Annotated in this window: 22 protein-coding genes; 11 read left to right on the forward strand and 11 right to left on the reverse strand. The window is 70.1% G+C overall.

The window, feature by feature from the left end; genetic code table 11:
* Positions 1-22 precede the first annotated feature (22 nt).
* The 5 genes from dnaE to E7T09_RS17820 form a co-directional block, all read right to left on the reverse strand.
* Positions 23-3,148, reverse strand: a complete 3,126-nt coding sequence (gene dnaE, locus E7T09_RS17800; RefSeq protein WP_136390523.1) for a DNA polymerase III subunit alpha — start codon at positions 3,146-3,148, stop codon at positions 23-25.
* 18 nt (positions 3,149-3,166) lie between these two features.
* Positions 3,167-3,412, reverse strand: a complete 246-nt coding sequence (locus E7T09_RS17805; RefSeq protein WP_136390524.1) for a DUF6504 family protein — start codon at positions 3,410-3,412, stop codon at positions 3,167-3,169.
* 7 nt (positions 3,413-3,419) lie between these two features.
* Positions 3,420-4,631 carry a hypothetical protein gene (locus E7T09_RS17810; protein WP_136390525.1) on the reverse strand — a complete coding sequence of 404 codons (1,212 nt, stop codon included), beginning with the start codon at positions 4,629-4,631 and terminating at the stop codon, positions 3,420-3,422.
* Positions 4,628-5,302, reverse strand: coding sequence for a LexA family transcriptional regulator (locus E7T09_RS17815; protein WP_136390526.1), 675 nt, complete (start codon positions 5,300-5,302; stop codon positions 4,628-4,630). Before E7T09_RS17815 ends, E7T09_RS17810 begins: the two co-directional genes overlap by 4 nt.
* A 79-nt stretch (positions 5,303-5,381) precedes the next feature.
* A complete protein-coding gene (locus tag E7T09_RS17820; RefSeq protein ID WP_136390527.1) occupies positions 5,382-6,362 on the reverse strand; it encodes an aldo/keto reductase in 981 nt (326 codons plus the stop codon).
* Positions 6,363-6,574: 212 nt separating this feature from the next.
* Here E7T09_RS17820 and E7T09_RS17825 point away from each other — a divergent pair, with 212 nt between their 5' ends.
* On the forward strand, positions 6,575-7,507 hold the full coding sequence (locus E7T09_RS17825) for a BON domain-containing protein (RefSeq protein ID WP_240741875.1): 933 nt from the start codon (positions 6,575-6,577) through the stop codon (positions 7,505-7,507).
* 92 nt (positions 7,508-7,599) lie between these two features.
* Here E7T09_RS17825 and E7T09_RS17830 read toward each other — a convergent pair whose 3' ends face one another.
* From E7T09_RS17830 to E7T09_RS17840, 4 genes are all read right to left on the reverse strand, one after another.
* A complete protein-coding gene (locus E7T09_RS17830) occupies positions 7,600-8,373 on the reverse strand; it encodes a hypothetical protein (protein ID WP_136390528.1) in 774 nt (257 codons plus the stop codon).
* 4 nt (positions 8,374-8,377) lie between these two features.
* Positions 8,378-8,500 carry a hypothetical protein gene (locus tag E7T09_RS22490; RefSeq protein WP_255578451.1) on the reverse strand — a complete coding sequence of 41 codons (123 nt, stop codon included), beginning with the start codon at positions 8,498-8,500 and terminating at the stop codon, positions 8,378-8,380.
* A gap of 62 nt (positions 8,501-8,562) precedes the next feature.
* Entirely contained in the window at positions 8,563-8,946 is a 384-nt protein-coding gene (locus E7T09_RS17835) for a RidA family protein (protein WP_136390529.1), read from the reverse strand.
* 64 nt (positions 8,947-9,010) lie between these two features.
* Complete coding sequence (locus tag E7T09_RS17840; protein WP_136390530.1) at positions 9,011-10,579, reverse strand: hypothetical protein; 1,569 nt, start codon at positions 10,577-10,579, stop codon at positions 9,011-9,013.
* A gap of 142 nt (positions 10,580-10,721) precedes the next feature.
* Between E7T09_RS17840 and paaA the strand changes: the two genes are divergently transcribed.
* From paaA to E7T09_RS17865, 5 genes are all read left to right on the forward strand, one after another.
* On the forward strand, positions 10,722-11,696 hold the full coding sequence (paaA, locus tag E7T09_RS17845) for a 1,2-phenylacetyl-CoA epoxidase subunit PaaA (protein WP_136390531.1): 975 nt from the start codon (positions 10,722-10,724) through the stop codon (positions 11,694-11,696).
* Positions 11,697-11,787: 91 nt separating this feature from the next.
* Complete coding sequence (locus E7T09_RS17850) at positions 11,788-12,435, forward strand: phenylacetic acid degradation protein (protein ID WP_136390532.1); 648 nt, start codon at positions 11,788-11,790, stop codon at positions 12,433-12,435.
* Positions 12,432-13,208, forward strand: coding sequence for a 1,2-phenylacetyl-CoA epoxidase subunit PaaC (gene paaC / locus E7T09_RS17855; protein ID WP_136390533.1), 777 nt, complete (start codon positions 12,432-12,434; stop codon positions 13,206-13,208). Before E7T09_RS17850 ends, paaC begins: the two co-directional genes overlap by 4 nt.
* The gene (gene paaD / locus E7T09_RS17860; protein WP_136390534.1) at positions 13,205-13,726 is read left to right on the forward strand and encodes a 1,2-phenylacetyl-CoA epoxidase subunit PaaD; all 522 of its coding nucleotides are present in this window, start codon (positions 13,205-13,207) and stop codon (positions 13,724-13,726) included. Before paaC ends, paaD begins: the two co-directional genes overlap by 4 nt.
* Positions 13,727-13,805: 79 nt before the next feature.
* A complete protein-coding gene (locus tag E7T09_RS17865; RefSeq protein ID WP_255578454.1) occupies positions 13,806-15,797 on the forward strand; it encodes an acyltransferase family protein in 1,992 nt (663 codons plus the stop codon).
* A 121-nt stretch (positions 15,798-15,918) separates the two neighbouring features.
* Here E7T09_RS17865 and map read toward each other — a convergent pair whose 3' ends face one another.
* Complete coding sequence (gene map / locus E7T09_RS17870) at positions 15,919-16,662, reverse strand: type I methionyl aminopeptidase (RefSeq protein WP_136390536.1); 744 nt, start codon at positions 16,660-16,662, stop codon at positions 15,919-15,921.
* A gap of 36 nt (positions 16,663-16,698) precedes the next feature.
* Here map and paaZ point away from each other — a divergent pair, with 36 nt between their 5' ends.
* From paaZ to E7T09_RS22495, 5 genes are all read left to right on the forward strand, one after another.
* Positions 16,699-18,792, forward strand: coding sequence for a phenylacetic acid degradation bifunctional protein PaaZ (gene paaZ, locus E7T09_RS17875; protein ID WP_136390537.1), 2,094 nt, complete (start codon positions 16,699-16,701; stop codon positions 18,790-18,792).
* Between the two features lie 3 nt (positions 18,793-18,795).
* On the forward strand, positions 18,796-19,032 hold the full coding sequence (locus E7T09_RS17880) for a hypothetical protein (RefSeq protein ID WP_136390538.1): 237 nt from the start codon (positions 18,796-18,798) through the stop codon (positions 19,030-19,032).
* A 43-nt stretch (positions 19,033-19,075) separates the two neighbouring features.
* Positions 19,076-20,137 (forward strand): GGDEF domain-containing protein, encoded by a 1,062-nt coding sequence (locus E7T09_RS17885; protein ID WP_168734921.1) that lies wholly within the window; start codon positions 19,076-19,078, stop codon positions 20,135-20,137.
* A 216-nt stretch (positions 20,138-20,353) separates the two neighbouring features.
* Positions 20,354-20,743, forward strand: a complete 390-nt coding sequence (locus E7T09_RS17890; RefSeq protein WP_136390540.1) for a glyoxalase — start codon at positions 20,354-20,356, stop codon at positions 20,741-20,743.
* 334 nt (positions 20,744-21,077) lie between these two features.
* A complete protein-coding gene (locus E7T09_RS22495) occupies positions 21,078-23,129 on the forward strand; it encodes a DUF937 domain-containing protein (protein WP_255578455.1) in 2,052 nt (683 codons plus the stop codon).
* Positions 23,130-23,183: 54 nt separating this feature from the next.
* Here the strand turns inward: E7T09_RS22495 and E7T09_RS17900 are convergent, their stop codons facing one another.
* Positions 23,184-23,819 carry a phosphodiester glycosidase family protein gene (locus E7T09_RS17900; protein ID WP_240741877.1) on the reverse strand — a complete coding sequence of 212 codons (636 nt, stop codon included), beginning with the start codon at positions 23,817-23,819 and terminating at the stop codon, positions 23,184-23,186.
* Positions 23,820-24,036 lie beyond the last annotated feature (217 nt).

The raw sequence follows: 24,036 nt of genomic DNA on the forward strand, positions 1-24,036 counted from the left end.
AGTGTAGGGTCTGATCCCGCGTTCACGCGTACTCGTAGCCGCTCGCGCGCCGGGGCACGTCCAGGTCGGCCAGGGCGTGGGCGCGCAGGGTCAGGTGCAGGCCCTCGCGCACGGCGTCCCCGCTCACGATCAGGGCGCGGGCGTCGCGCACCAGCTGCCGGTGCGCTTCCCATAGCTCAGGCGAGATGACCACCTGCGCGCGGTGCGGGCCGTCCTCGATCACGAAGAAGGCGTACCCGCGCGCCGTGGGGGGCTTCTGGCGCGACACGATCAGTCCTGCCGTGAGCGCCCGTCCTCCGGAACGCACGCGTCCCAGCGGCGTGACGCCCAGGTCGTTCAGCGTGCCGCGCAGCAGCGTCATGGGGTGCAGGCCATCCTCGGACAGGCCCTTGCGGCGCAGATCCCAGTCGAGGCGCTCGGCGTCCGTCAGGGGCGGCAGCGGTGGGGGCTCGCTCACGGGGGGCAGGAGCGGCGCGGGGGCGGCCCGTGGCCGGGTGCCCAGCACGCCTGCGCGGTACAGCGCCTCGCGGCGCGGGTGCAGGGCGTCGAAACACCCGGCCTGGGCCAGCGCGTCCAGTGCGCCGCGCGTCAGTTCCACGCGGGCGTGGAGATCGGGCAGGTCGTGGTACGGGCCGTTCAGGTGGCGCTCCAGCACGATTCGCTGCGCCTCCGCATCAGCCACGCCCTGCACGCCGCCCAGGCCCAGGCGCACGTGGCGGGTGTCCTCGGCGCGCAGGCGCACGTGCGAGGCGTTCACGCACGCGGGGCGCAGGCGCACTCCCCAGCGCCCGGCCTCCTGCGCCAGGGTGGCGGCGGGCCACATGCCGGGGGCCTCGCCGAGCAGTCCGGCCAGGTACGGAGCGGGCCAGTGCTCGCGTACCCACGCGCTGGCGTAGGTGTGGAAGGCGAAGGCGTGCGCGTGGCTCTCCGCGAACCCGAACCCCTGGAAGGCCGCGCACCACTCGAACACCTCCTCGGACTCGAAGGGAAAGGCCCCCACCGTCTGCGCCGCGCCCAGCACGAACTCGCGGCGCAGGGCGTCGCGCTGCGGGCCGGCGCCCACCTTGCCCAGCGTGCGGCGCAGGCGCTCCGCGTCCAGCCACGTGTATCCCGCGAAGCCGTGCGCGATCCGCAGGATCTGTTCCTGAAACAGGATCACGCCGTGCGTCTCGCGCAGGATGGTCGCCAGCGGTTCCATCAGCGCCGGCACCGCCTCCTGGCCGCGCGCCCGGCGCAGGTAGGGGTGGACGGTGTCGGACTGGATCGGGCCGGGGCGGAACAGCGCGATCTGGTGCGCGAGTTCCTGGCGGGTGCGGGCGCGCAGCTGCGTGCTCAGGCGCGTCTGCCCCGGACTCTCGACCTGGAAGAGCCCCAGCGTGTCTCCGCGCGCGATGCGCTGCCACACGCGGGGATCGTCGGGCAGCGCGCCGAAGTCCGGGTAGGGGCCGCCCAGCCGCACGATCTCCTCGCGCGCGCGCTCCAGCGCCGAGAGCATCCGCAGTCCCAGCAGGTCGAGCTTGATCAGTCCGGCGTCCTCGGCATCATACTTGTCGAGCGTTAACATGCGGATGCCGCCGGAACTCGTCGTGAGGGGCGAGTAGTGCGTCAGGGGCGCGGCACTCAGCACCACACCGCCCGAATGCGGCGCGAGGTGCCGCACGAATCCCGGCTCCATCAGGGCCAGCAGGTTCAGCAGCGTGGCCCCCACCGGGGCACTGCCGAGCACCTCGTCGAAGGCGGGCGCGGCCCGCTGCGCGAGGTGCGGCGGCAGGTGCCGGAAATCACGGCCCAGGGCACGGGTCAGGCGGTCACGCCCCTCGGGCGGCAGGCCCAGCGCGCGGCCCAGATCCTGTACCGCGGCCGGCAGGCGGTAGGTGATGCGGTTGGCGACCATCGCCTCACCGCTCCCCGACCCCCCGAAGCGCTCCTCCACCCAGCTCAGAACCTCGCGCCGTCGGTGCGAGGCGATGTCGATATCCACGTCGGGCATCAGGGTCTGCCCGGTGTGCAGGAAGCGCTCGAACAGCAGGTCGTGCTTCAGCGGATCGCTGGTCGTGATGCCCAGCAGGTAACACAGCACGCTGGCCGCCGCGCTGCCCCGCCCGGCCGCCAGGATGCCCTGCCCCCGGCAGTAATCCGTGATCTCGGCCGCCACCAGGAAGAAGCCGGCCAGGCCGTGCTGGGCCACCACGCCCAGCTCATGCTCCAGGCGGGTGGCGGCCGCTGCGCGCTCCCCAGGCACCGGGTAGCGTGGTGTCAGGGCGCGCAGGCAGCGCTCCCGCAGGTGGGTATGCGCGTCCAGGCCCGGTGGCAGGTGGGGTGGCGGCACGGAAAAGCCTCCGTCCAGCAGCTCCACACGGCACTCGGCGGCGAGTTGCGCGGCGTTCGCCAGGGCGTCCGGGAAGGGCAGGGCCCGGCCCCACGCGCGTGGGGTCCGCAGCGCAGCGCGGTCGTTGCGGGGCCGCGCGGCATGCGGGGTGTCCAGGTCGATACCCAGGCGGGCGCAGCACAGCGCGTCCAGCAGCGGGAACTGCGCGGGGCGTGCCAGCTGCACCAGCGGAGCGGCCACCGCCGGCAGCCGGGCCTCGCGCGCCAGCAGCCACAGCAGGCGGGCGCGCCGGCCGTCGCCCGGATACGCGCCGTGGAAGAGCTGCACGAACAGCCGTCCGGGAAAGACCTCGCGCAGGGCATGCAGCCGGGCCAGCACCTCGCCTGTGCGCCGCTGCGCGAGCAGGGCGGCCGGGAACGAGTCGCGCCCGCCGGTCAGCAACACGAGGTCGTCGGCCTGCGCGCAGAGTTCGGCCGCGGTGACGTGCCGCTCCGGGCGGGAGAGCGCCACGGTCAGCAGGTCGTTCAGGTGGCCATACCCGGCGCGGTTGGCGGCCAGCAGCCGCAGCGGAAAGGTGCCCTCGGGAAAGCGCACGTCCACGGTGGCGCCCACCACGCCCTGCACGCCGGTGTCGCGGGCCGCGCGGCAGAGTTCCACCGCGCCCGCCGTGCTGGTCAGGTCGGTCAGGCCCAGACCGCGAAAGCCGCGCCGGGTCGCGCCGCGCATCAGGGTCGTCGGACTGCACACCCCGCCGCCCGGCGTGAAGTACGAGCGCACGTCGAGCAGCGCGTCGAGCCGCAGATCCGGGGAAGCGGTCATGGGCGGGGGGTGCCGCGCTCAGTCGGCCAGCCGGGAGAGCACCCAGGCGTCGCCCACCGCGCTGCGGACGTGGTACACCTCGACGGTCAGGGGGCCGGCCCGCAGCAGCCAGTAGTCGCGGGGAGCTTCGCGCCGCCACCAGCGGCCCGCCGCGCGCCATTCGTCCAGCACGCCGCTCACCCGGTAGCGCCGGGTGCCCCACAGCAGTGTCTGTGGGGTGCCGCCGCGCAGCTGCACGTGAATCGCCTCGCCTACCGCGCGCACGGCGTCCCTACGTCCGGAACTCTGGCTGGAGGGCCGCCGGAGAGGGCGCCAGCACCGGAGTCCTGGCCGGGGGCGGCGTCCCGGGCTGCCCGTCGGCCATCCGTACCCACTCGTAGCGGTTCCCCGGCGCCAGGCTGAAGACGTCGAGCCAGCGCACCCGGCGCATGCTGCCGGGAAAGCGGCCCTCCGCCCGGCTGGCCGCGTCCCGCGCCTGGGCACGTCCCCACAGGTCGCCCTGCACGGCCACGCGCTCCAGGCCGCCCAGCGTGACCTCCAGGCCCTCGATGCCGTAACGGGCGGCGTCGGTGTCGTGCAGGGCGCTGAGGAGCGCGCGGCGCAGTGGTGGTGGGGTGCGCAGGTCTTCCTTGGGTTCGCGCGTGGCGCTGAGGGTCAGGCCCGCCACGCGCGCGGCCACAGTCACGCGGGCGGGGCGGCGCGTGCCGAGGGCGGTTAGCAGCGTGTGCGCCAGTTCGGCCAGGGCGCCCTCCAGGTCGTGCGGTTCGAACAGCGGCCCGTCGAAGGTCAGCGAGGCCGTCACGGTCGCGTCCGGGCGGGCGCTGCCCACCCCGCCGGAGTTCGCGCCGTGCAGATAGGGGCGCAGCGCCGCGTATTCCGGCCCCAGGAACGCCGCCTGCTGGGCACGGCTCCAGCGCAGCAGGTCGCCCACCCAGCGCAGGCCCAGCCAGCCCAGGCGTTCTTGCAGCGGAGCGCTCAGGCCCACGCCGCCCAGCGTGCCCAGGGGCAGGGCGGCGCGGAACACGGCGTCCTCGCCGGAAGGCACGGTCACGGCCTGCCCCGTGGGGGCCGACAGGGCGGCGAGCAGCGCCAGTTCACGGGTCGGGGCCAGGCCCACCCGTCCGCCCAGGGCGGTGGCCAGTTGTGCGCCCGCCGGGGCTGTCAGGGTCAGCAGCGCGTGGCCCGCTGCGAGCACCTCCAGGTGGGGGCTGAACGCGGGGAGCGCCTGCATGGCCTCGCTCCAGGCGGCCGCGTTCGCCGGGCCGCTGTGGGGAACGGCGTGCAGCGTGGGCAGCCGCGACAGCGCCCCGGAGACGCGCATGCCTGGCTGCACCCCGGCCTGCTGCGCGCGGGCGTCGGCATGGCGCACCCGGCCGCCCTCGGTGACGACCACCGCCGCGTCCGGCGGCGCGTGGCGGGCAGCGGCCCACAGCGCCAGCGGTTCCAGCAGCAGCGCGCCGATCAGGGGAGTCTGGGCGGTCATGGGCGCTGCCGACGGGCCTCTACGCTGCCGACGTGGCCGACGAGCAGCCCCTGCACCTGTACGTCGGCCAGTCCGTAGCGCATGGGTTCGAAGTCCGGGTTCTCGCTCAGGAGCGTCACGGCCCGGCCCCGGCGCTGCCAGCGTTTCAGGGTGGCGCTGTCCTCGCCGGGAATCAGCACCAGTGCCAGATCGCCGTTCTGCGCGACCTCGGCGGGGCGGATCACGACCAGATCGCCGGGGAAGATGCCCAGGCCGGTCATGCTCTCGCCCCGCACGCGCAGCAGGAAGTCGCCTTCGTGCATGGTCAGCACCTCGTCCAGGCGCGTGACCAGGCTCTCGACCCGCTGCTCGGCCAGCGTGGGCGGTCCGGCGGCGACCTCGCCCAGCAGCGGGAAGCCGTGGGGGCCAGCCTGGGCGCGCAGGGCGCGGGCGCGGGGGGTCAGGATCAGCATGGCGGGCTGCCGGGGCCGGGCGTGGTATTCCAGCCAGCCGGCCGCCGCCAGCGCGAGCAGGTGCTCGCGCAGGTTTTGCCGTGCCAGCCCCAGCGTCTCGGCCAGAACGGACGCGCTGAGCACCTCGTCGGCCTGGCAGCGCAGCGCGGTGCGCAGCACGTCCCATTGCCGGGGCGTCAGGCCGGGAGGCGGTCTGGAGGGGATCATGTCACGTGACATGCTGCACTGTAATCCGATCCCCAAAGCCCTGACAAGCTCCCTCTTCGCTGCGGGCCTTCAGCGTCCGGCGGCGCAGTCCTCAGGTCCAGGGCAACGCGGATCGTTCCCGCCAGTACGCCTCGGGTGGGATGGCCAGTGAGCGGAAGGCAGAGGCGTCCACCCTCACCCGCCGCGCCGCGAGGTTGTCGGCAAGCTGGGCCCGCGTGGTCGCCCCGCTGAGCACGACGTCCGCCCACGGCTGCGCCAGCACGGCGGCCAGCGCCACGGCGTCGGGCGTCACGTCCTGTTCGCGCGCCACGGCCGCCAGGGCGGGCGGCACGTCGCCCCCGCCGCTCAGCCCGCGCGGGGTCAGGCGACCGTTCGCCACGCCCTCCTTCACCACGACCGTCCAGCCCGCCGCCCTCGCGTCTGCCAGGGCCGGGCCCGCCGAGGGTTCCAGCACGTTCCAGGTGGCCTGCACCACGCTGAAGGGACTGACGCCATTCACGCGCACGTCCAGCGCCCGGCGGATGGCGCTCCCCTGCTGCGGCCCGCTGGTGGAGAGGCCCACCCGCACGCCATGGTCGGCCAGTTCCGCCAGCCGTGCCAGCACCGCCGGATTCTCCAGCACCCCCGACTCCAGGGTCGCGGAGTGGATCGAGTACACGTCCGGCACGCGGTCGAAGGCGGCCAGCGTCTCGGGCCACTGCCGCTCCAGCGTGCCCAGATCGTGGGATTTGACCTCGTGCGTGTCGGTATCGGTCCGCCAGCCCGCCACGTAGGTGTAGCCCCACTTTGAGCCGATGACGGCTCCACCACCGGCCGCTCCGTACCCACGCTCGCGCAGCCAGCTTCCCAGGAACTCCTCGGCCAGCCCGTAGCTGCGCGCGGCGTCGAAATACCGCACGCCCGCTGCCCACGCGGCATCCAGCACGCTCCAGGCCTGCCCGCGCATGGCGTCCATGGAGGTGTCCGGCAGGTCGTGGGCGTGTCCCAGGTTGATGTAACCGGGGCGACCCAGCGCGGCCAGCCCCAGGCCCACGCGGAGCGCGTCGGGCGGAAGGAGGGGAGGAAAGGTCATGCCCGCATTGTCGCGCTCCGCCGACCTGATGAATTTCTGATTGAGGAACGGTGACGCCCTTATCATCCCAGCACGTGAAATCGGGCAGGGCACGTTTACCGTCCTGACATCTGGCCGGGCGCAACAGGGCCGTACTCTACGGGCATCACGCAAAAGCAGACGTCGGTTCACGTGGACGTCCCACACGCCGCGCTCTGCCCTGGAGGTTGACGATGACCCGTTACCGTGACGACCGCTACCAGAACGACCGAGCCCAGTCCGACCGCACCCGCTACACGCCGCAGGATCGCGAGTGGGCACAGCGCGACTGGAACCCCCAGGACAACCGCTCCCCGGATCGCTACGGCGATGACCGTGCGCGCGACATGGCCGGTGACTACGGCCGCACGTCCCAGGGGATGACCTCCCCGATGGAACGCTGGGACACCCGTCAGGGCGGGCGCGACTACAGCCGGGATGACGGTCGCCAGGGCTATGGCCGCCCGGATCTCTCGCAGGGCTACGGCGTGTCCGGGTACGGCCCGCAGAGTGACCGCGGCTATGGCTCCATGGACGACCGCAGTTTCGGCCGGACGGATGACCGGTACGGAGGCGAAGACCTGCGCTGGCGCAATCTGCGCTGGGATGCCGATCAGCAGGCCTGGCGTGGCCAGGGCGACTTCGGCGCGCGGCAGGACTCCCGCTTCGGCCAGGGAGCCTCCGGCGCCTGGAGCCGACAGGACAGCGGCGCGGGCTACCGCAGTTTCGGTGACTCCGACCGCCCGCAGGACAGCCAGTCGACGTGGGGAGGCCGCTCCGAAACCTTCCGCGGCCGGGGCCCCAAGGGCTACCAGCGCAGCGACGACCGCATCAAGGAAATGGTCAGTGACGCGCTCGAAGACGATGACCGTCTGGATGCCAGCAACATCGAGGTGCAGGTGCAGGGCGGCGAGGTCACCCTGACCGGCACCGTGAGCGACCGCGCCCAGAAACGCCGGGCCGAGGACTGCGTGGACACCCTGCGCGGCGTGAAGGACGTCCACAACCAGTTGCGAGTCCAGCAGGGTATGGCCGGAACCAGCAGCAATGCCGCCGGGAATGGCATGACGGGCACCACGAACCGCAACGACACCACGCCCACCGTCAGCAGCACCGCAAAAAGCTGAACCGCAAGGGCTGATCCTGACTCCTGAAGTCAACCGCTGAGGACATGCCGCCTCCCGCTCAATCCCTGGGGAGGCGGCGTTGCGGATTACCGTCAGCGCCCGGTCGCGCTGCGCAGATCTGTTGCCAGTCCCTCATCGACCTTCACCTGTAAGGCCGGCGCGAGTTCCAGCGTCCACGACACCGCATTCGCGTAGGCCACGTCCAGGTTGTCCAGCGTGGCCGTGATGCTCGCGTAGCGTTCCAGGCTCGCGGCGTCCAGTTCCTGGTCGGCACGGCGGCTGGCGTTCCCCCAGTGCCCGGTGTGTCCGGCATGCAGCCGGGCCAGTCGCAGCAGGCCGCCCTGCACCCACCACAGCACCTCCAGGGCACGGATGCGCTCGCCGCGTGCCAGGACGTTCAGGCCGAACGTCAGCCAGTTCAGCGTCCGGTCGAGGATGCCCTGCGTTTCCCCGGCCGGATCGGGAGCACGTGAGGCCAACACTGCCAGATGCCGGGCCAGCCGTCCGTCGGTGTCCTTCACGAGCATTCGTGCCGGGTTGACGTGTTCCGGCGTCCAGCCCTCTATCTCGGGGAGGCGCTCCTGCGAGACCACGTGCAGTTCCACCCGGCGCAGGCCGGGCAGGATCGCGGTGGAGGTGCCGAACTCGTTGACCACGAAATGCACGACCGGCACGAGGGCTTCAAGCCAGCGCCGCGCGTCCAGGCCGGTGCCCGGTGCCAGAAAGGCCCAGTATTCGAGGTCGCTGTACTCGTCTGCGGTGCCCTGCGGGACGCTGCCGTACGCGGCGGCGTGCGTGATCCGCTCGTCGCCTTGCAGGGCGGCGCGCAGCCGGGCGTCCAGGGTGGGCAGATCGCTGACGTCCACGGCCTCAGCGTCGGCGCCGGTTCAGGCCGGTCAACACGGCCTCCAGCGCCACGCCGAGGCCCACCCCCAGCGCGACGTTGTGCAGCGCCGCGCCGACGGCGACTCCCAGGGCGATTCCGACGGCCATGCCCAGTCCACCGTTCCTATTCATGCGTTCCAGTACGTGATCCCGCCCGGCCGCGTTCCGCCTTACTCCCCGATGATCGCCTCGGCCTCGATCTCCACGAGGTGCAGCGGGTCGATCAGCGCGGCGACCTGCACCATGGTCGTGGCGGGGCGGATCTCGCCGAACACCTCGCCATGCGCGTGCCCGACTTCTTCCCAGCGGGAGATGTCCGTCACGTAGATGCGCGTGCGAACCACGTCCTCCAGGCTCGCTCCGGCGGTTTCCAGGGCGCGGCGGATGATGCCCAGCGCCGCGCGGGTCTGTTCGGCCGGATCGCCCTCGCCGACGACCTCGCCGTTCACGGTGGCGGTCGTCCCGCTGACCTGCACCACGTTCCCGACCCGGACGGCGCGCGAGTACCCGACCGCCGCTTCCCAGGGACTGCCGCTGCTGATCTTCTGCCTCATGCGTCCAGCGTATGGGGGAGGACAGCAGGGTGCGCCTGTACTGACCGCGTGACACCTGCGGCGTTCAGTTGGTGGTCACCTCCCCTGTGCGGGGCGTGAGCGTCCACTTCGTGACGGTCCAGCCCTGGTCGCCGCGGGTCAGGTCGATGGTGACCGTGTAGCGCGGCCCGAAGATGTACTCGCTGTCCGTCTTCGCGTCCGCGTAGCCCACCTCGGCGGTCGCCATGATCTGCGCGTGGTCGGCCGCGTCCGTGGGCATCTCGATGGCGCCCACGCTGAAGTCGCCCAGGTGCGGCAGATCCAGCGTGGCGTCGGTGAGGGCCGCCCACGGCCGGGCGCGCGTCAGGGCGGCGTCGATGCGCTGCTGCACCTGGGCCTTCTGGGCGGCGGTGCGCGGCGGGGTGGGCCGGGCGTAGCTGGACGCGACCTGCCGCGCCACGTTGCTCAGGTCGCCCAGCAGCGTCGCGGCGACCGCCAGCGGATCGTCGGTGAGGGCGCTCAGGGCCGTGCCCGACACGCGGTGGGTGGTGTAGCGGACGCTGCCACTGCGCGCGTCCCGCACGATCACGTCGTCCCGGCCTCCCTGGCGGCGCACGGCGAAGGCCGGCCACCACGCCGAGTCCACGTACCCGCTCGGGTCGGACAGCATGGGAACCGTCTGGAGGGCAGGCCCGGCCGTGACCGCTCCTCCCTGTGCCCGGTACAGCTTCAGGGTGCCGGTGCTGGCGTGCCCGCCCTGCATGGCCGTGTCCGGCGCGGCGGGCCCGGTCGCCTGCCCGACCAGCGCGAGGTATTCCCGCGTGCCGGGCGCGCTGAACGAGCCGCCCAGGCCGCTGCGGGGGGCGTCGGGGTTCACGCCCGCCCGCGCGGGCCAGTCGTACATGCCGACATCGCCCAGCGACGCCCGGATGTCCGGGCCGTAATTCAGGAGCCAGTCGCGGTACGGGGCCTTCAGGCCCTGAACGTACATGTCGGCGGTGGTGGGCGCGGCGATCACGCGGGCGGCGAATTCCGCGAGGATGCCGCCGCCGAAGGCCTCGCCGCTGTTCATGCCCTGCACGTACCCCCTCAGGAAACCGGGAAAGGCGCGGGTGTTCTCCACGTACACGGGTGGGCCGCCCGCCACCGGCAGGTACGAGTACACGACCGGCAGCGGGGCGCTCTCCGCAAAGCTCAGGCCGTACGCGTACGCGAAGCGCCAGTCCGCGCCCACCAGTTCATAGGGGCCCTTGCCGTCCAGTTGCCGCACGTCCAGCGTGTCGGTGTGCGCGCTGAAGGCCGTGAGCAGCCGCTGGGGCGGGCTGGTCAGCGAGTAGAGCGTGTGCGTGAAGCAGCAGTGTGCCCCACCGGAGAAGCCCGCCAGCAGCACCTCGGGCACGCCGTCGCCGGTCACGTCCCGGCAGAAATCGACGCTGACCATGGTGTCCTCCACGGTTCCGTAGGTCACGGCGCCGCGCATGACGGTCACCCGGTCGAGCGGATCACCGAAGCCGTTCTGTTCGAGCTTGAGGGTGTACGCGCCGCAGGTCTGCGAGGTCACCCGGGTGGGTTCGGGCTTGTCGTTCTGGGCGTGGGCGGGAGCAGGGAGGCCCAGCAGGGCCAGCAGGGTCAGGACAGTGCGGATACGCAACATGAAGCCTCCAGCGGGAAGGGAGCGGGATCGACGTCCTCAGCATGCGACAAGTTCAGGCCTCCAGTGAAGGAATCCAGGCGGCTTCCCATGCTGACCTAACGGGCGTTAGGTATACTGGAGCCACTGATCCTGGAGGTGCCCCATGACCCAGCCCGACACGCTCCACCCCGGTATGACCACAGGCGAGACGCCCGAACAGCATGCCCACTTCGAGGCCCGCATCGCGCGCGGCGAGAAGATCGAGAGCGGCGACTGGATGCCCGCCGAGTACCGCCGACAGCTCATCCGCATGATCTCCCAGCACGCCCACAGCGAGGTCGTCGGCATGCTGCCCGAGGGCGAGTGGATCAGCAGGGCCCCCTCCCTGAAGCGCAAGACCATCCTGATGGCCAAGGTGCAGGACGAGGCCGGGCACGGCCAGTACCTCTACCACGCCGCCGAGACCCTGGGCGCCACCCGCGAGGACATGCTCTCGGCACTGCTCTCCGGCAAAGCCAAGTACAGCAGCATCTTCAACTACCCCACGCAGACCTGGGCGGACGTCGGCATGATCGGCTGGCTGGTCGACGGCGCCGCCATCAAGAACCAGACCATGCTGGCCGGGTGCAGTTACGGCCCGTACAGCCGCGCCATGGTTCGCATCTGCTCCGAGGAGACCTTCCACCACAAGCAGGGCAAGGAGATGATCGTCCAGTACGCCCAGGGCACGCCCGAGCAGCGCGCCCTGGCGCAGGACGCCCTGAACCGCTGGTGGTGGCCCGCCGTGATGATGCTCGGCCCGCACGACTCCGAGAGCCCCAACACCGGAGTCCTGAGCCGCTGGGGCATCAAACTCAAGAGCAACGACGAGGTTCGCCAGGAATTCATCAACGAACACGTCCCTGAACTCATGGAAGCGGGCCTCACCATTCCCGACCCGGACATGCACCAGGACGCCAGCGGTAACTGGATTCACGGCAAGATCGACTGGGACGAGTTCTGGGCGATCATCCGGGGCGAGCGCGGCCTGAACAGGGAACGCCTCGCCACCCGCCAGGCCGCGCACGACGACGGCGCGTGGGTTCGTGACGCCCTCCAGGCGTACACCGATCGGCAGCGGGCGGTGGCCGCCGACTGAATCCAGCTCTGAGCCGTGCCACGCAGGGCTCAGGCCCGAACACCTGTTGAGGACTCGCCTCAACGTTCACCGCCCGCATCAAGGAACTCCCATGACCCACTCCCACCCCGATACCCAGTGGCCGCGCTGGGAGGTGTTCAAGCAGGACGCGCCGGGCCGCCCTCACCAGGCGGTGGGCAGCGTACATGCCGGTGACCCGCAGCACGCCCTGCTCACGGCACGGAACGTGTTCGTGCGGCGTCCGGCCGCCGTGAGCCTGTGGGCGGTGCGCGAATCGGACATCCTGACCGCCACACCGGAGGAACTGATCCTGAATCCCGCCGTGCTGGAGACGCCCGGAGACGTCGGCACTTACCACGTGGGCGTGAAGCGCACCAACAAGCGCAGCATGACCTTCGTGGATCTCAGCGGCACCGTGCAGGCGGACAGTCCCGGCGACGCGCTCCGGCAGGCGCAGGTCATGCACCCCGAGGTGCTGGCGTGGATGGTCTTTCCGGAAGCTGCCGTGGCCCGCACTGCCGAGGACGACGGCACCGTCGACAGCTGGTTCGCCCCGGCGAAGGACAAGACCTACAAGCAGCAGTCGTCCTACGGCGTGATCGGCCGGCACGTGGGGGAACTCAAGCGCTCCGGCCTGATGCCGCGGCAGGTGAACGAGGAACCCCATGTGGGCGACCAGAAGGTGTACGACCACCCGCACGCTGCCGGCCGCGACACCGACGACAAGGACAAGCCATGACCTCCGCTATACCTCTGACCGAGGCCCAGCGCACCGCCCTGCTTCTGAAACTCACTGTCCTGGCCGACGACGAGATCATCCTCGCGCACCGGGGTGGCGAATGGACGGGGCACGCGCCCATCCTCGAAGAGGACATCGCCCTGGCGAACATCGCGCAGGACGAACTCGGCCATGCGGGCCTGTACCTGACCCTGTCGCAGCACCTGGGCGGCAGCGACCCCGATCAGGTGGCGTACTGGCGCGGCCCGGACGACTACCTGAACACCCGGCTGGTGGAACTCCCCAGGGGCGACTGGGCGTTCACGATGCTCCGGCAGTTCCTGTACGACACCTTCGAGGCCCTGTGGCTGGAAGCGGCCACCCGCAGTACCTTTGCTCCCCTGTCCGAGATCGCCGCGAAGGCGGTGCGTGAGGAGAAATTCCACCTGCAACACACGGCCCTGTGGGTGGAACGCCTGGCGCTGGGCACCGAGGAAAGCGCCCGCCGCACCCAGGCGGCCCTGAACGAACTGTGGCCGTACGCAGCGCAGCTCTTCCAGCCCGTCGAGGGTGAGGAGGACCTGACTGCGGCGGGCATTCTCCCCGACCTGAGTGCCGTCCAGGCCCGCTGGCACGACCTCGTGGCCCGTCACCTGCAAGACAAATGCGGCCTGCCCCTGCCCGCCACCACCGGAGCTGGTGCCGGCCGCGATACGCATACCGAACACCTCGCCCCGCTGCTGGAGGAAATGCAGAGCGTGGCCCGGGCCTACCCGGACGCGGAGAGCTGGTGAGGCCGCCACAGGTTCCAGCGGTCGAGCCTGCCAGCCACACGCTTCAGCCCCCGGCCATCTGGGCCGCCCTGGCCCGGATTCCCGATCCGGAAATTCCCGTGGTGTCCATCACGGACATGGGCATGGTGCGGCACGTGAGCGTGGACGGCGGGCGGGTGAGCGTGACGTTCACGCCGACCTTCAGCGGGTGTCCGGCGCTGTACGTCATCCGGGAGAGCATCGAGCAGGCCGTGCGCGCCCTGGGCGTGGCCGACGTGACGGTGCTGAGCACCCTGACGCCCCCGTGGACGACCGACTGGATCAACGAAGCGGCTCGTGAACGCCTGCGCGAGTACGGCATCGCGCCCCCCGCGCCCGCCGAGCCTGACCTGATTCAACTGGAGGCCGAACCCACCCGCTGCCCCCGCTGCGGCTCCCTGAACGTCCGGATGACTGCCAGCTTCGGCCCGACACTGTGCAAACGCCTGTATGTCTGCGACAGCTGTCGGGAACCGTTCGAGGGCTTCAAGAGCGTCTGAGGCCGTGTGGCCGAGGTCAGCAGGGTTCAGTCTCAGGTCAAGCCACACGCCCGCTCCCACTCGTCTAGCATCGGGACATATGCATGACGGAACTTCGATACCGAAGTACCAGCCTCATGTAGATGGCCTGAGGGCCGTTGCCGTTACAGCTGTGATCCTCTTTCATGCCCACGCGCCCCTATTTCAGGGCGGGTACCTGGGGGTGGATGTCTTTTTCGTCATCAGCGGTTTTCTGATCACGTCGAATATCGCCGGCCAGGTCGCTCAGGGCCGCTTCTCGCTGCGTGATTTCTATCTCCGTCGGGCGCGCCGCATCCTGCCTGCGCTGCTGCTGGTGCTGCTGTGTTCCTGCGGGGCGGCGTACGCCATCCTTACCCCCTCGCAGCTGAGAGACTTCGAGCATACGGTTCTGGCGAACCTGGTGTTCGCCTCCAACTTCCTCTTCGCCGAGCAGACAGATTATTTCTCCGCTCCGGCAGAACTCAAACCCCTGATCCACACCTGGAGCCTGGCGGTCGAGGAACAGTTCTACCTGCTGTATCCGGCCATTCTCCTGCTGGCCGCGAGGCGGCGCTGGCGCCCGGCGGTGGTGGTCGGCGTGTTGGGCGCCCTGAGCTTGGGCGCTGGTCTGCTGTGGCGCACTCACTTCCCCAGCGCCACGTTCTACCTGATGCCGACGCGGGCCTGGGAGATGGCCACCGGCGCTTTGGCGGCCCTGCTGGTTCTGCAAGCCGGCCCTCGACTGGAGGCCATCAGGCGCGGCGCTGGGGCGTGGTTCCTGCTGGGCTTGACCCTGATGGTCGTGGCGCTGCTCTTCCCGGCTACTTTTCCGGACGTGTTCAGTGTGGCTGCGGTGCTGGGGGCGGCTCTGGTGATTGTCGCCGGCCGCTTCACGCCGTGGTCGTCGCTTCTCTCGGCCCGGCCGGTCGTCCTGGTCGGCCTGATGAGTTACAGCCTGTACCTGTGGCACCAGCCGGTGTTTGCCTTCCTGCGGGCCTATGTCCCGGCCCCGCTCACCACCACCCAGCACGGGCTGGCCATCCTGGCAACGGTGCTGCTCTCGTACGCGTCGTGGCGCTTCGTCGAGCGGCCGTTCCGCAGTGCGCGGGCCGTGCCGGTGCGGCCCCTGCTGGGCAGTCTCGCGGGCGGGGCGGCGCTGCTGGCCGGCTTTTCCCTGGCCGCGCAGTTCACGCAGGGCCTGCCCGCCCGGCTGAATCCGGCCGCCCGCATGGCGCTGGCCGCCGAAACGGACGTCTCTCCCAGGCACGACTCGTGCAGTTCCACCCTGCTTCGCCCCCTGCCCCTGGAGCGTGCCTGCACCTATCCCCAAGCCGACGGGCACGCCGACGTCCTGCTGGCGGGCGATTCCCACGCTGGCGCCCTGGCCTACAGCCTCGGTCAGGTGCTCGGTGCCCGCCGGTCGAACGTGCGCAGTCTGCTGCTGTACGGCTGTGCTCCCCTGCTGCTCGACAGTCCCCGGTTCAACCCGCAGGAGCGCCAGTGTGTCCGCTACCAGCGGAGGCTCATCGAGTACATCCGCCGCAGTGACGCGCGCAGCGTGGTGCTGTTCAACCGCTGGAGTGCCTACTTCGCCGGGCCGTACACCAACCCGCAGGGCGGCGTGGAGACGGCCGACGGCCCCGGGAATTTCTACCGCAGTGGCGTCGGCGCTGAAGAGATGACCCGCTCGTACGTCGATCTGATCGGGCAGATTCTCGCGTCCGGCAAGACGGTGGTGCTGGTCTATCCGGTGCCGGACATGGGCTGGAACGTTCCCACCACGCTGTACAAGAACGCGGCCTTCGGGTTTCATACCGAGGTCATGGTGCGCACCAGCGACTACCTCGCCCGGAACGCCCAGGTCATCCGCGCCTTCGACGCCCTGACCAGCCCGGGGCTGCGCCGGGTGCGCCCCGCCGACCTGCTGTGTCAGGCTGACGGCGGCCAGACCTGCGTTTCCAGCCTGGGCGGTCAGATCATGTATTACGACGACGACCACCTGACCCTTCACGGCGCGGCGCGCCTGTCCCACATGATCCTGGCCCAGCTCCCAGCTCCGGCGGCGCCCTGAAGCACCTGGATCTCATGAACACACGCCAGCGACGCGCCATGTTCAACTGTCACCTGGCATGATCACTGCAGGCCGAACCCGCCCACAGCCCCCGCTGCGACCCGCGCCGGGAGCGGTGGGTTCAGGCCGTCAGGATCAGGGGCGCTCCCTTCGTGATCATGATGGTGTGTTCGAAGTGCGCCGCCAGTCCACCATCGGTCGTCGCCAGCGTCCAGCCGTCGCGCCGGGTCCGGATACGTCCGCTGTGGCCACTGGAGACCATCGGCTCGACGGCGATCACCAGTCCCTCGTGCAGGGGCCTTTTCAGCGCCGGATGGTAGTAGTTCGGCACCTCGGGTTTTTCGTGGATGGCCCGGCCGACGCCGTGGCCCTGCAACTCGCGCAGCAGGGTGAACCCACGCCGCGCCACCTCGGTTTCGATCGCCCGACCAATGCCATTCAGGGGCCGTCCGGCCCGCGCCGCTCTGAACCCCTGGGCCAGGGCAGCCTCCGCGCAGGCGATCAGGCGCGACACCACCGGGGACACGGGCGGAACCGCCACGGTCACGGCGGCGTCTGCGATATATCCGCCCACGTTCGGCGTGACGTCGATACAGACCACGTCCCCCGCCTGCAGGGGCCGCCGCGTCGGCAGGCCGTGAACGATGTCGTCGTTCACACTGATGAACACGTTCACCGGAGCACCGTACTCGTCACGTGGGGCGGAGAAGGCCCCGTACCGGGCGAAGATCTGCCCCGCGAGCGCGTCCAGGTCGGCGGGAGTGATGCCCGGTTCGACCGCGGCTTTCAATCCTTCGAGGGTGCGGGCCACCACCTGTCCCGCCAGCGTCATCCCGTCCAGATCCCGCTCGTCGTTGATCGTCATGCACAAGTGTAGTCCGTCCCCCAAGGAGCAGATCCCATGACCCCATCCACCCTGCCCGACCTCCTCCGTCCCGCGTCCTACGTTTCCGGCCGGTGGCACGCGAATCCCGAAGGTCAGATCCTCTTGGACGCCGTGTACGGCCGTCCGGTGGCGGTCATCTCCTCGGAGAGGGTCGATTTCGCGCAGGCGCTCGCCTATGGGCGCACCGCCGGTGCGGTGGTGCGGCGTCAGACCTTCCACGAACGGGCGCGGGCGCTGCGGGCGCTGGGGACCTACCTGATGGAGCGCAAGGATATCTATTACGCGCTCAGCACGCTGACGGGCGCGACCCGCCGGGACTCCTGGGTGGACATCGAGGGCGGGATCGGCACGCTGTTCAGCTACGCCAGCGCGGCGCGGCGTGACCTGCCCGACGAGCGCTTCTGGCCGGACGGAAAGGTAGAGCGGCTGGGCCGCGAGGGGACGTTCGTGGGCCGTCACCTGCTGGTGCCGCGTGAGGGCGTGGCGGTGCAGATCAACGCCTTCAACTTTCCGGTGTGGGGGATGCTGGAGAAGTTCGCGCCTAGCTTCATCGCGGGGATGCCGAGTCTGGTGAAGCCCGCGCCGCAGACGGCGTATGTGGCGGAGCGCGTGGTACGGGACATCATCGCGTCGGGCCTGCTCCCCGAGGGCGCGCTGCAACTCGTGACGGGCGGGCCGGGCGACCTGCTCGACCACCTGGAGGAGCAGGACGTGGTGGCCTTCACCGGGTCGGCCGCGACGGCGGCGAATCTGCGCGTGCATCCGAACATCGTGGCGCGGAGTGTCCCCTTCAACGCGGAGGCCGACAGCCTGAACGCGTCGGTGCTGGGCCTGAGCGTGACCCCCGAAGAGCCGGAGTTCGCCCTGTTCGTGCGCGAGGTGGCCCGCGAGATGACCGGCAAGGCGGGCCAGAAGTGCACCGCGATCCGGAGGGCGATGGTGCCGTCGCATCTGATCGAGGCCGTGACGGACGGCCTGCGCCGCGAGCTGGCGAAGGTGACGCTGGGCGATCCGGCGCGCGACGACGTGCGGATGGGCGCGCTGGTGAGCGTGGAGCAGCGCGAGCGGGTGCGTGGGACGCTGCAAAAGCTCACGGCGGAAGCCCGCGTGGTGATCTCCGGCGAATCGGAACTGCTGGGGGGCGACCGCGAGCGGGGCGCGTTCCTCGATCCGACTGTGCTGGTGTGCGATTTACCCCTGACGGCCTCCGGGCCGCACGAGCTGGAAGCCTTCGGGCCGGTGGTGACCCTGTTCCCGTACGACTCGCTGGACGACGCCGTGACGCTGGCCAAGCGGGGCCGGGGCTCGCTGGCCGGGAGCATCGTCACGCATGACCGTACCGAGGCGACGGAACTGGTGATGGGCATGGCGAGTACGCACGGCCGGCTGCTGGTACTGAACCGTCAGAACGCGAAGGAGAACACCGGGCACGGGTCGCCGTTGCCCCAGCTCAACCACGGCGGGCCGGGCCGCGCGGGCGGCGGTTCGGAGCTGGGCGGTCTGAGTGCCGTGCGGCACCATATGAACCGCGTGGCGGTGCAGGCCGATCCGTCCACCCTGACCGCGATCACGCGCGACTTCGTGCCCGGCGCCGAGGTGACGGAGGACGTGGTTCACCCGTTCCGAAAATCCTTCGACGAGATTCAGGTCGGCGACAGCCTGCTCACGCACCGGCGCACGGTCACGGAGGCCGACATCGTGAACTTTGCGGGCCTGACCGGCGACCACTTCTACGCCCACGTCGATGAGATCGGGGCCAGGGAGGGGATCTTCGGCAGGCGGGTGGCGCACGGGTACTTCCTGATTTCGGCGGCGGCGGGCATGTTCGTGAGTCCGGCGCCGGGGCCGGTGCTGGCGAACTACGGCCTGGAGAACCTGCGGTTCATCCTGCCGGTAGGGATCGGCGACACCATTCGCACGCGCCTGACCTGCAAACGCAAGATCCGCAAAGACATGCGTTCCGGCGAGACCCGACCGACCGGCGTGGTCGAGTGGCGCAGCGAGATCACCAACCAGGAGGGAGAACTGGTGGCGACGTACGACATCCTCACGCTGGTCGAGCGGGCCCGCGACGGCTTCGACCCGCCGCCGGACACCGCGCAGGCCTGAGCCGTGCCCCAGGACGCACGCAGGGAACTGCGGGATGGCCGCTTCGAGTACCGCGCGCTCAGGGATGGCCGGGTGGTCGTGTCGTGGTATGGGCGGCCCGTGACGACCCTGGCGGGGCGGGAGGCCGAGCGCTTCCTGGCGCGGGTGGATGGCCTCGATGACCACGCGGCGCAGCTCGTCATGGCCCGCGCGACCGGGAACTTCAGGCGCGGCAACGAGAAGCGGCACAACGGAACGTAAGCATAATGGTGCACCGTTCGACGTTGACATGATAAACGTGGGTATGTTCACGTTGCCCTCAGCGGGGCCTCACCTGCTGGCGCGGCTGGCCCAAGTCAAGGGCTGGGCGCTGACCCTCTTTTTCGGCGGCGGCGGCCTGCTGGCCCTGCTGGCCTTCGTGTTGCCCACGCACAACGCGCCCGATCCCGTCGGGGGCCGTGTTCTCTTCGCCCTGACTGCCCTGCTGGGCCTGGGCATGTCGCTGCTGGCACTGGTGCGCCCGGCCGTGCTGCGTGGCAAACGCCTCGACGAACTGCTGATGGTGCTGGGCAATGTCTGCTCGCTCACGTCCACCCTGGGCGAGACGCTGCTGTTCGGCTCGCAGTACTCGGCGATGGTGCTGCTGTGGCCCATGGTGCTCGCCACGGGCTTTCTGCGGCGGCGGCTGTTGTGGTGGCAGGTGGGCCTGAGCAGCGTGTGCGTGCTGATCCTCGCCTACGCGAAAACCACGGTGCTCACCCACAGCGCGCTGTGGCCGCTGGAGGCGCTGATCACGGCCGTGCCGGTGGCCTTCACGGGGCTGGCGGTGTCCTTCTTCCGCGCGGCCGCGGTACAGGAAGCGGAAGAACTCGCGCGGCTGGTGCGCACGGATCCCCTCACGGGCCTGGCGAACCGCCGCGCGCTGTTCGACGACTTCGAAACGGTGGTCGCCCGCACTCCGGCCGGCCACCGGGTCGGCCTGGTCATGCTCGACCTTGATCATTTCAAGCAGGTGAACGACCAGTACGGGCACCAGATCGGGGATGAGGTGCTGCAATGCTTCGCGCAGACCCTGCGGGGCCACGCCCGCGACGGTGACCTGCTGGTTCGGGTGGGCGGCGAGGAGTTCGTGTGGGTCACGGCCGAGGCGCACGCGGACGCCCTCCTCGCCCGGGTCGAGACAGCCCGCTCCGCCTACTCGTCTCTGCCGGAAGCGCGGGCAGTGACGGTCAGCGCGGGCGTCGCCCACGGGCCGGGCGAGATCACGGCCGGTCAGCTGTCCGAACTGCTGAATGCCGCCGACACGGCCCTGTACCGCGCCAAGGAAGAGGGACGGAACCGCACCCACGTATTCGCACTGCGCTGATCCGCAGGGAGGTCAATTTTCTGACCCGATGACTTCAATGGCCGTCAATACGGCGTTGTTCATTCGCGTTGACGTGCCCTTGAACCGAGCACACATCAAGCAGGGTGCGGATTCCGTCCGATGGCATGGATGACATTTGGAACGAGCAGGAACCGCGCGCCGGGCGTTCCTCGGTCAGTACCAAGTGGAACGGCACGCGGCCCCTAGCATCGGGCCATGCCTGAGTTCATTACCGGACTGGATCATGTGCAGATCGAGGCCCCGGCCGGGTGCGAGGCGGCGGCGCGGGCGTTCTTCGGGTGGGTGCTGGGCCTGAAGGAACTTCAGAAGCCGGTGGCGTTGCAGGCTCGGGGCGGTGCTTGGTTTGCCCTGCCGGATGGTCGGCACCTGCATGTGGGCGTGGTGGCGGACTTCGTACCGAGGACGAAGGGTCACCCGGCCCTGCGCTGTGGGGATCTCGCGGGCCTGCAAGACCATCTGCACCTGTGCGGTGTGCCCTTCCAGGCCGATGACGAGGCCGGCGTGCCCCGGATCTTCCTGCGCGATCCTTTCGGGAACCGGCTGGAGATCGTGCAGGGCGGGCACGCCGCTGCGCCGGTCACCTGACCCCGACACCTCTGGAATCATCGAGTGTTGTGCCCTCCCCGAAGGTGCCCGCTATCGCCTAGGCCGACAGGTTTTCTTCTGTCGGTGCCGTCGGTGCGACTTCAAAACGTCGTCTGGCAGAGCGGTGATAGCAGCAGAAACGTGAAGGGTTCCGGGCGCACGGGTTCCGGTGGAGCGGAGTACCCTGGGCTATTCCTGCCTTGAACCCGATCCAGTGGAAGCGTGAAATATTTTCCATTTACATCGGGAGGTTTGACTGGACGCAGACAGGGCTGAGCGACAGTGCGCCAAGGGCAGGGCAGGTGGTGAACGCAGGAGGTCTTCAATGAACGTGATGGAACTGATTCAGTCCTTCTTCAACAGCGAGGGTGCTGCCCAGCTGGGCCAGTCGGTCGGCCTCGACGCCAGCGCGGCGCACCGGGGACTGGGAGTGGGCCTGCCCCTGCAACTCGACGCTCTGGCCGACCACGCGGGAAGTGCCGAGGGGCAGTCGCAGATCGCGGAAGCCATCCAGAATCTGCCGCACTTCGGCAGCGTGCAGGACGCGCTGGGCGGAACGGACGGCGCCTCGAACCTGCAGCGGGCCGGTGAACTGCTCGGCCCCGTGCTGCTGGGTGGCAGGGCGCAGGCCATCACGGACGCAGTGGTGGCGCAGACGGGGGCGCCTGCGGGCGGCGCCGGCCGCCTGATGCAGATGGCCCTGCCCCTGCTCCTGAGCCTGCTCGGCAACCGTGGCGGCCTGAACGCCGGGAACATCGGGTCGATGCTGGGCGGCATGAAGGGCAGCCTGGGTGGACTTGGTGGCGTGCTGGGCGCGGCTGGAGCGGGTGCGGCGGCCCTTGGGGCGGCCGGTACTGGCACCGTGGGCACCGCACCGACGACCCTCCCTATGGGCAGCGCACCCGCCGTGGGTGGCCCCCTGACCGCCGATGGCCTGCTCGACTTCGTGAGGGGGCAGTTCAGTGGCCCGGCCGCCGAGAAGATCGGAGCGTCGGTCGGGTTCGGCGGCAGCACGGCGGGTCGAGCAACGATGGCCGCCCTTCCGCTGGTGCTGGGTGCCCTGGTCGGCAAGGCCCGCGCGGGCGGCACCGACCTCCTGGGTCTGGCCCGGCCCTTCGGATCCCTCAGCGACGACAGCGGTCACCTGAACACGAATCTTCTGAACGACCCGGCCGAACTGGGCCGCATCGAGGGCCAGGGCCGTGGCCTGCTGGGCTCCCTGTTCGGCAACGTGGATGAACTCACGGGCCGTCTGGGCACGGCCCTGGGTGGCAGTGGCAGCAGCGCGGGCCGCCTGCTGGCGCTGCTTGCCCCGCTGGTGCTGTCGGTGCTGGGCGGCCGGGCACGGGCCGGGAACCTCGATTCGGCCGGTCTGGGCAGCCTGCTCGGCGGTCTGGGGGGCAGTCTGGCGGGCCTTCTTCCGGCGGGCTTGGGCAGCTTGGGTGCCCTCCTGGGGGCGGGTGGCTTGGCAGCCGGGGGGCTGGCGGCGGCATCGACCCCAGCGGCTCCAGTCGTCACGCCGGCACCCGTCACCATGGGAGCGGGGAGCGCGGCGCGGCCTGCGGCACCCACCGTCACGCCGGCGGCTCCGGTGGGTGCTGCGCCCGTGCCCGAGCGGCGGGGTGGCTTCCCGTGGTGGCTCATTCCGCTGCTGGCGGTGCTGCTGTTGGGTGGCTGCTGGTTGCTGAACCGCAAGCCCGCCGCAACCACAGCGGCAACCACCGGCACCACCGCGACCACTGCCGGGACGACCACGACCGGCACGACCACCACCGGGACGGATACGGCGGGAACTGCCGCCACGGGCACTGCGGCGGCGACCGGCGCCATAGGTGACGGCAGCTTCATGATCAGTGAGCCTGCTGCCGACGCGACGTTGCCGGCAGGCGGCTTCACCCTGAAGGGTATGGGCAAGGCTGGCGACGTAGTCGAACTGTTCGAGGACGGCACCAGCCTGGGCAAGGTCACCATCGGCACCGACGGCACCTGGAGCTTCGACGTGCCCAGCCCGGCCGCCGGGAAGCACACCTACAGCGTCAAGGACCCGGATGGTGCGGAGCTCGGCTCGGTCGCCGCGACCATCGGCGCGGCCGATGCGAACGCCAGCGCCGCCAACTGCACGTCCGACTACAGCCTGAGCATCACCGACCAGCAGACCGTCAGTGAACCCTTCCGCTTCGGGGGCAAGGGCAAGGGCAAGGGCTACAGCGTGACTGTCAAGCGCGGTGACCGTACCATCGGCGTGAAGGACATCCCGCTGGACGTCACCTGCGGCTGGAGCTACCAGAGCAAGCCCGGCGCGGGCGCCATCAGCTATGAAGTGCGCCCTCTGGGTGACGCCACCGCCGCGCCTCTGAGCACCGTCAGCCTGACCGTCAGCAAGTAAGGTTGCATCGAGTAGGCCGCCCGCTTCGGTGGGCGGCCGTCTCATTGGGTGGCGTCAATTGCTCACGAACCACAGGCCGGCGAACGCCACGAGCTGTGTGTTGACGGCTGGGGTGGCGTAGGCACTGATGCTGCCGTCCAGATACAGCGCATCCGGGCAGTGCAGGGTGTCCCTGAAGAAGGCCGCGAACGAATAGAAGTTCACCGGGCCGCTGCTGATCACGAACCGTACTTGCCCGTCCTGGCACAGGCCCACGCCGCTGCGTACCTTGAACGACGTGCCCGACTTCCGGAATTCCGGGTGGATGGTTCCGTTCTGCACCAGCAGCGGCCCGGATTGCGTGGCGTAGTCGGGGGTGAAGCCCAGCCGCCTGAAGGCCTGTGTTTCGGTCACGCCCGCCCTGTGGCCCGAGATCCAGAACACGCCGTTCGGCAGCAGCGCAAAATTTCCCCCGGAGCGCGCGTTGTTCAGGGGTACGAGGGGCCGGCCCTGCTCGACATGCAGGCCCAGTGGCTTCAGACCGGGTGCATAGATGCCGCTGTTCGTGGCGAAGAGCAGCGTGCGGCCTTCCTTTCGCAGCCTTTCGCGCAATTCCGTGAAGGTGCCATATGGCTGTCCAGTCGTCGGATTCAGCCAGCGAAGCTGCAGATGATCGCGCGCTGGGTCGATGCTCGCCACGGTGTAGGCCATGCTTGGCCCTTTGATCGTGCGGATTTCCAGGGCACCTGTTCGTCCAGCCGCAGTCCCCATGAGGAGCGCAAGGACGTGTGTGACAGCGCGGCGGGGCATCCGAACCATGATGATGCGAAGCCCGGTGAGGTGCGTGGGCTGCGCTTTCCGGAGCGAGGTCTAGAAGGGGGTTGACAGGAGGTAAGGTCGCGAGTATTGTTTCTGAGCCTCTTCGGAG

The sequence above is a fragment of the Deinococcus sp. KSM4-11 genome (assembly GCF_004801415.1).
In the GTDB taxonomy this organism is placed as follows: Bacteria; Deinococcota; Deinococci; order Deinococcales; family Deinococcaceae; genus Deinococcus.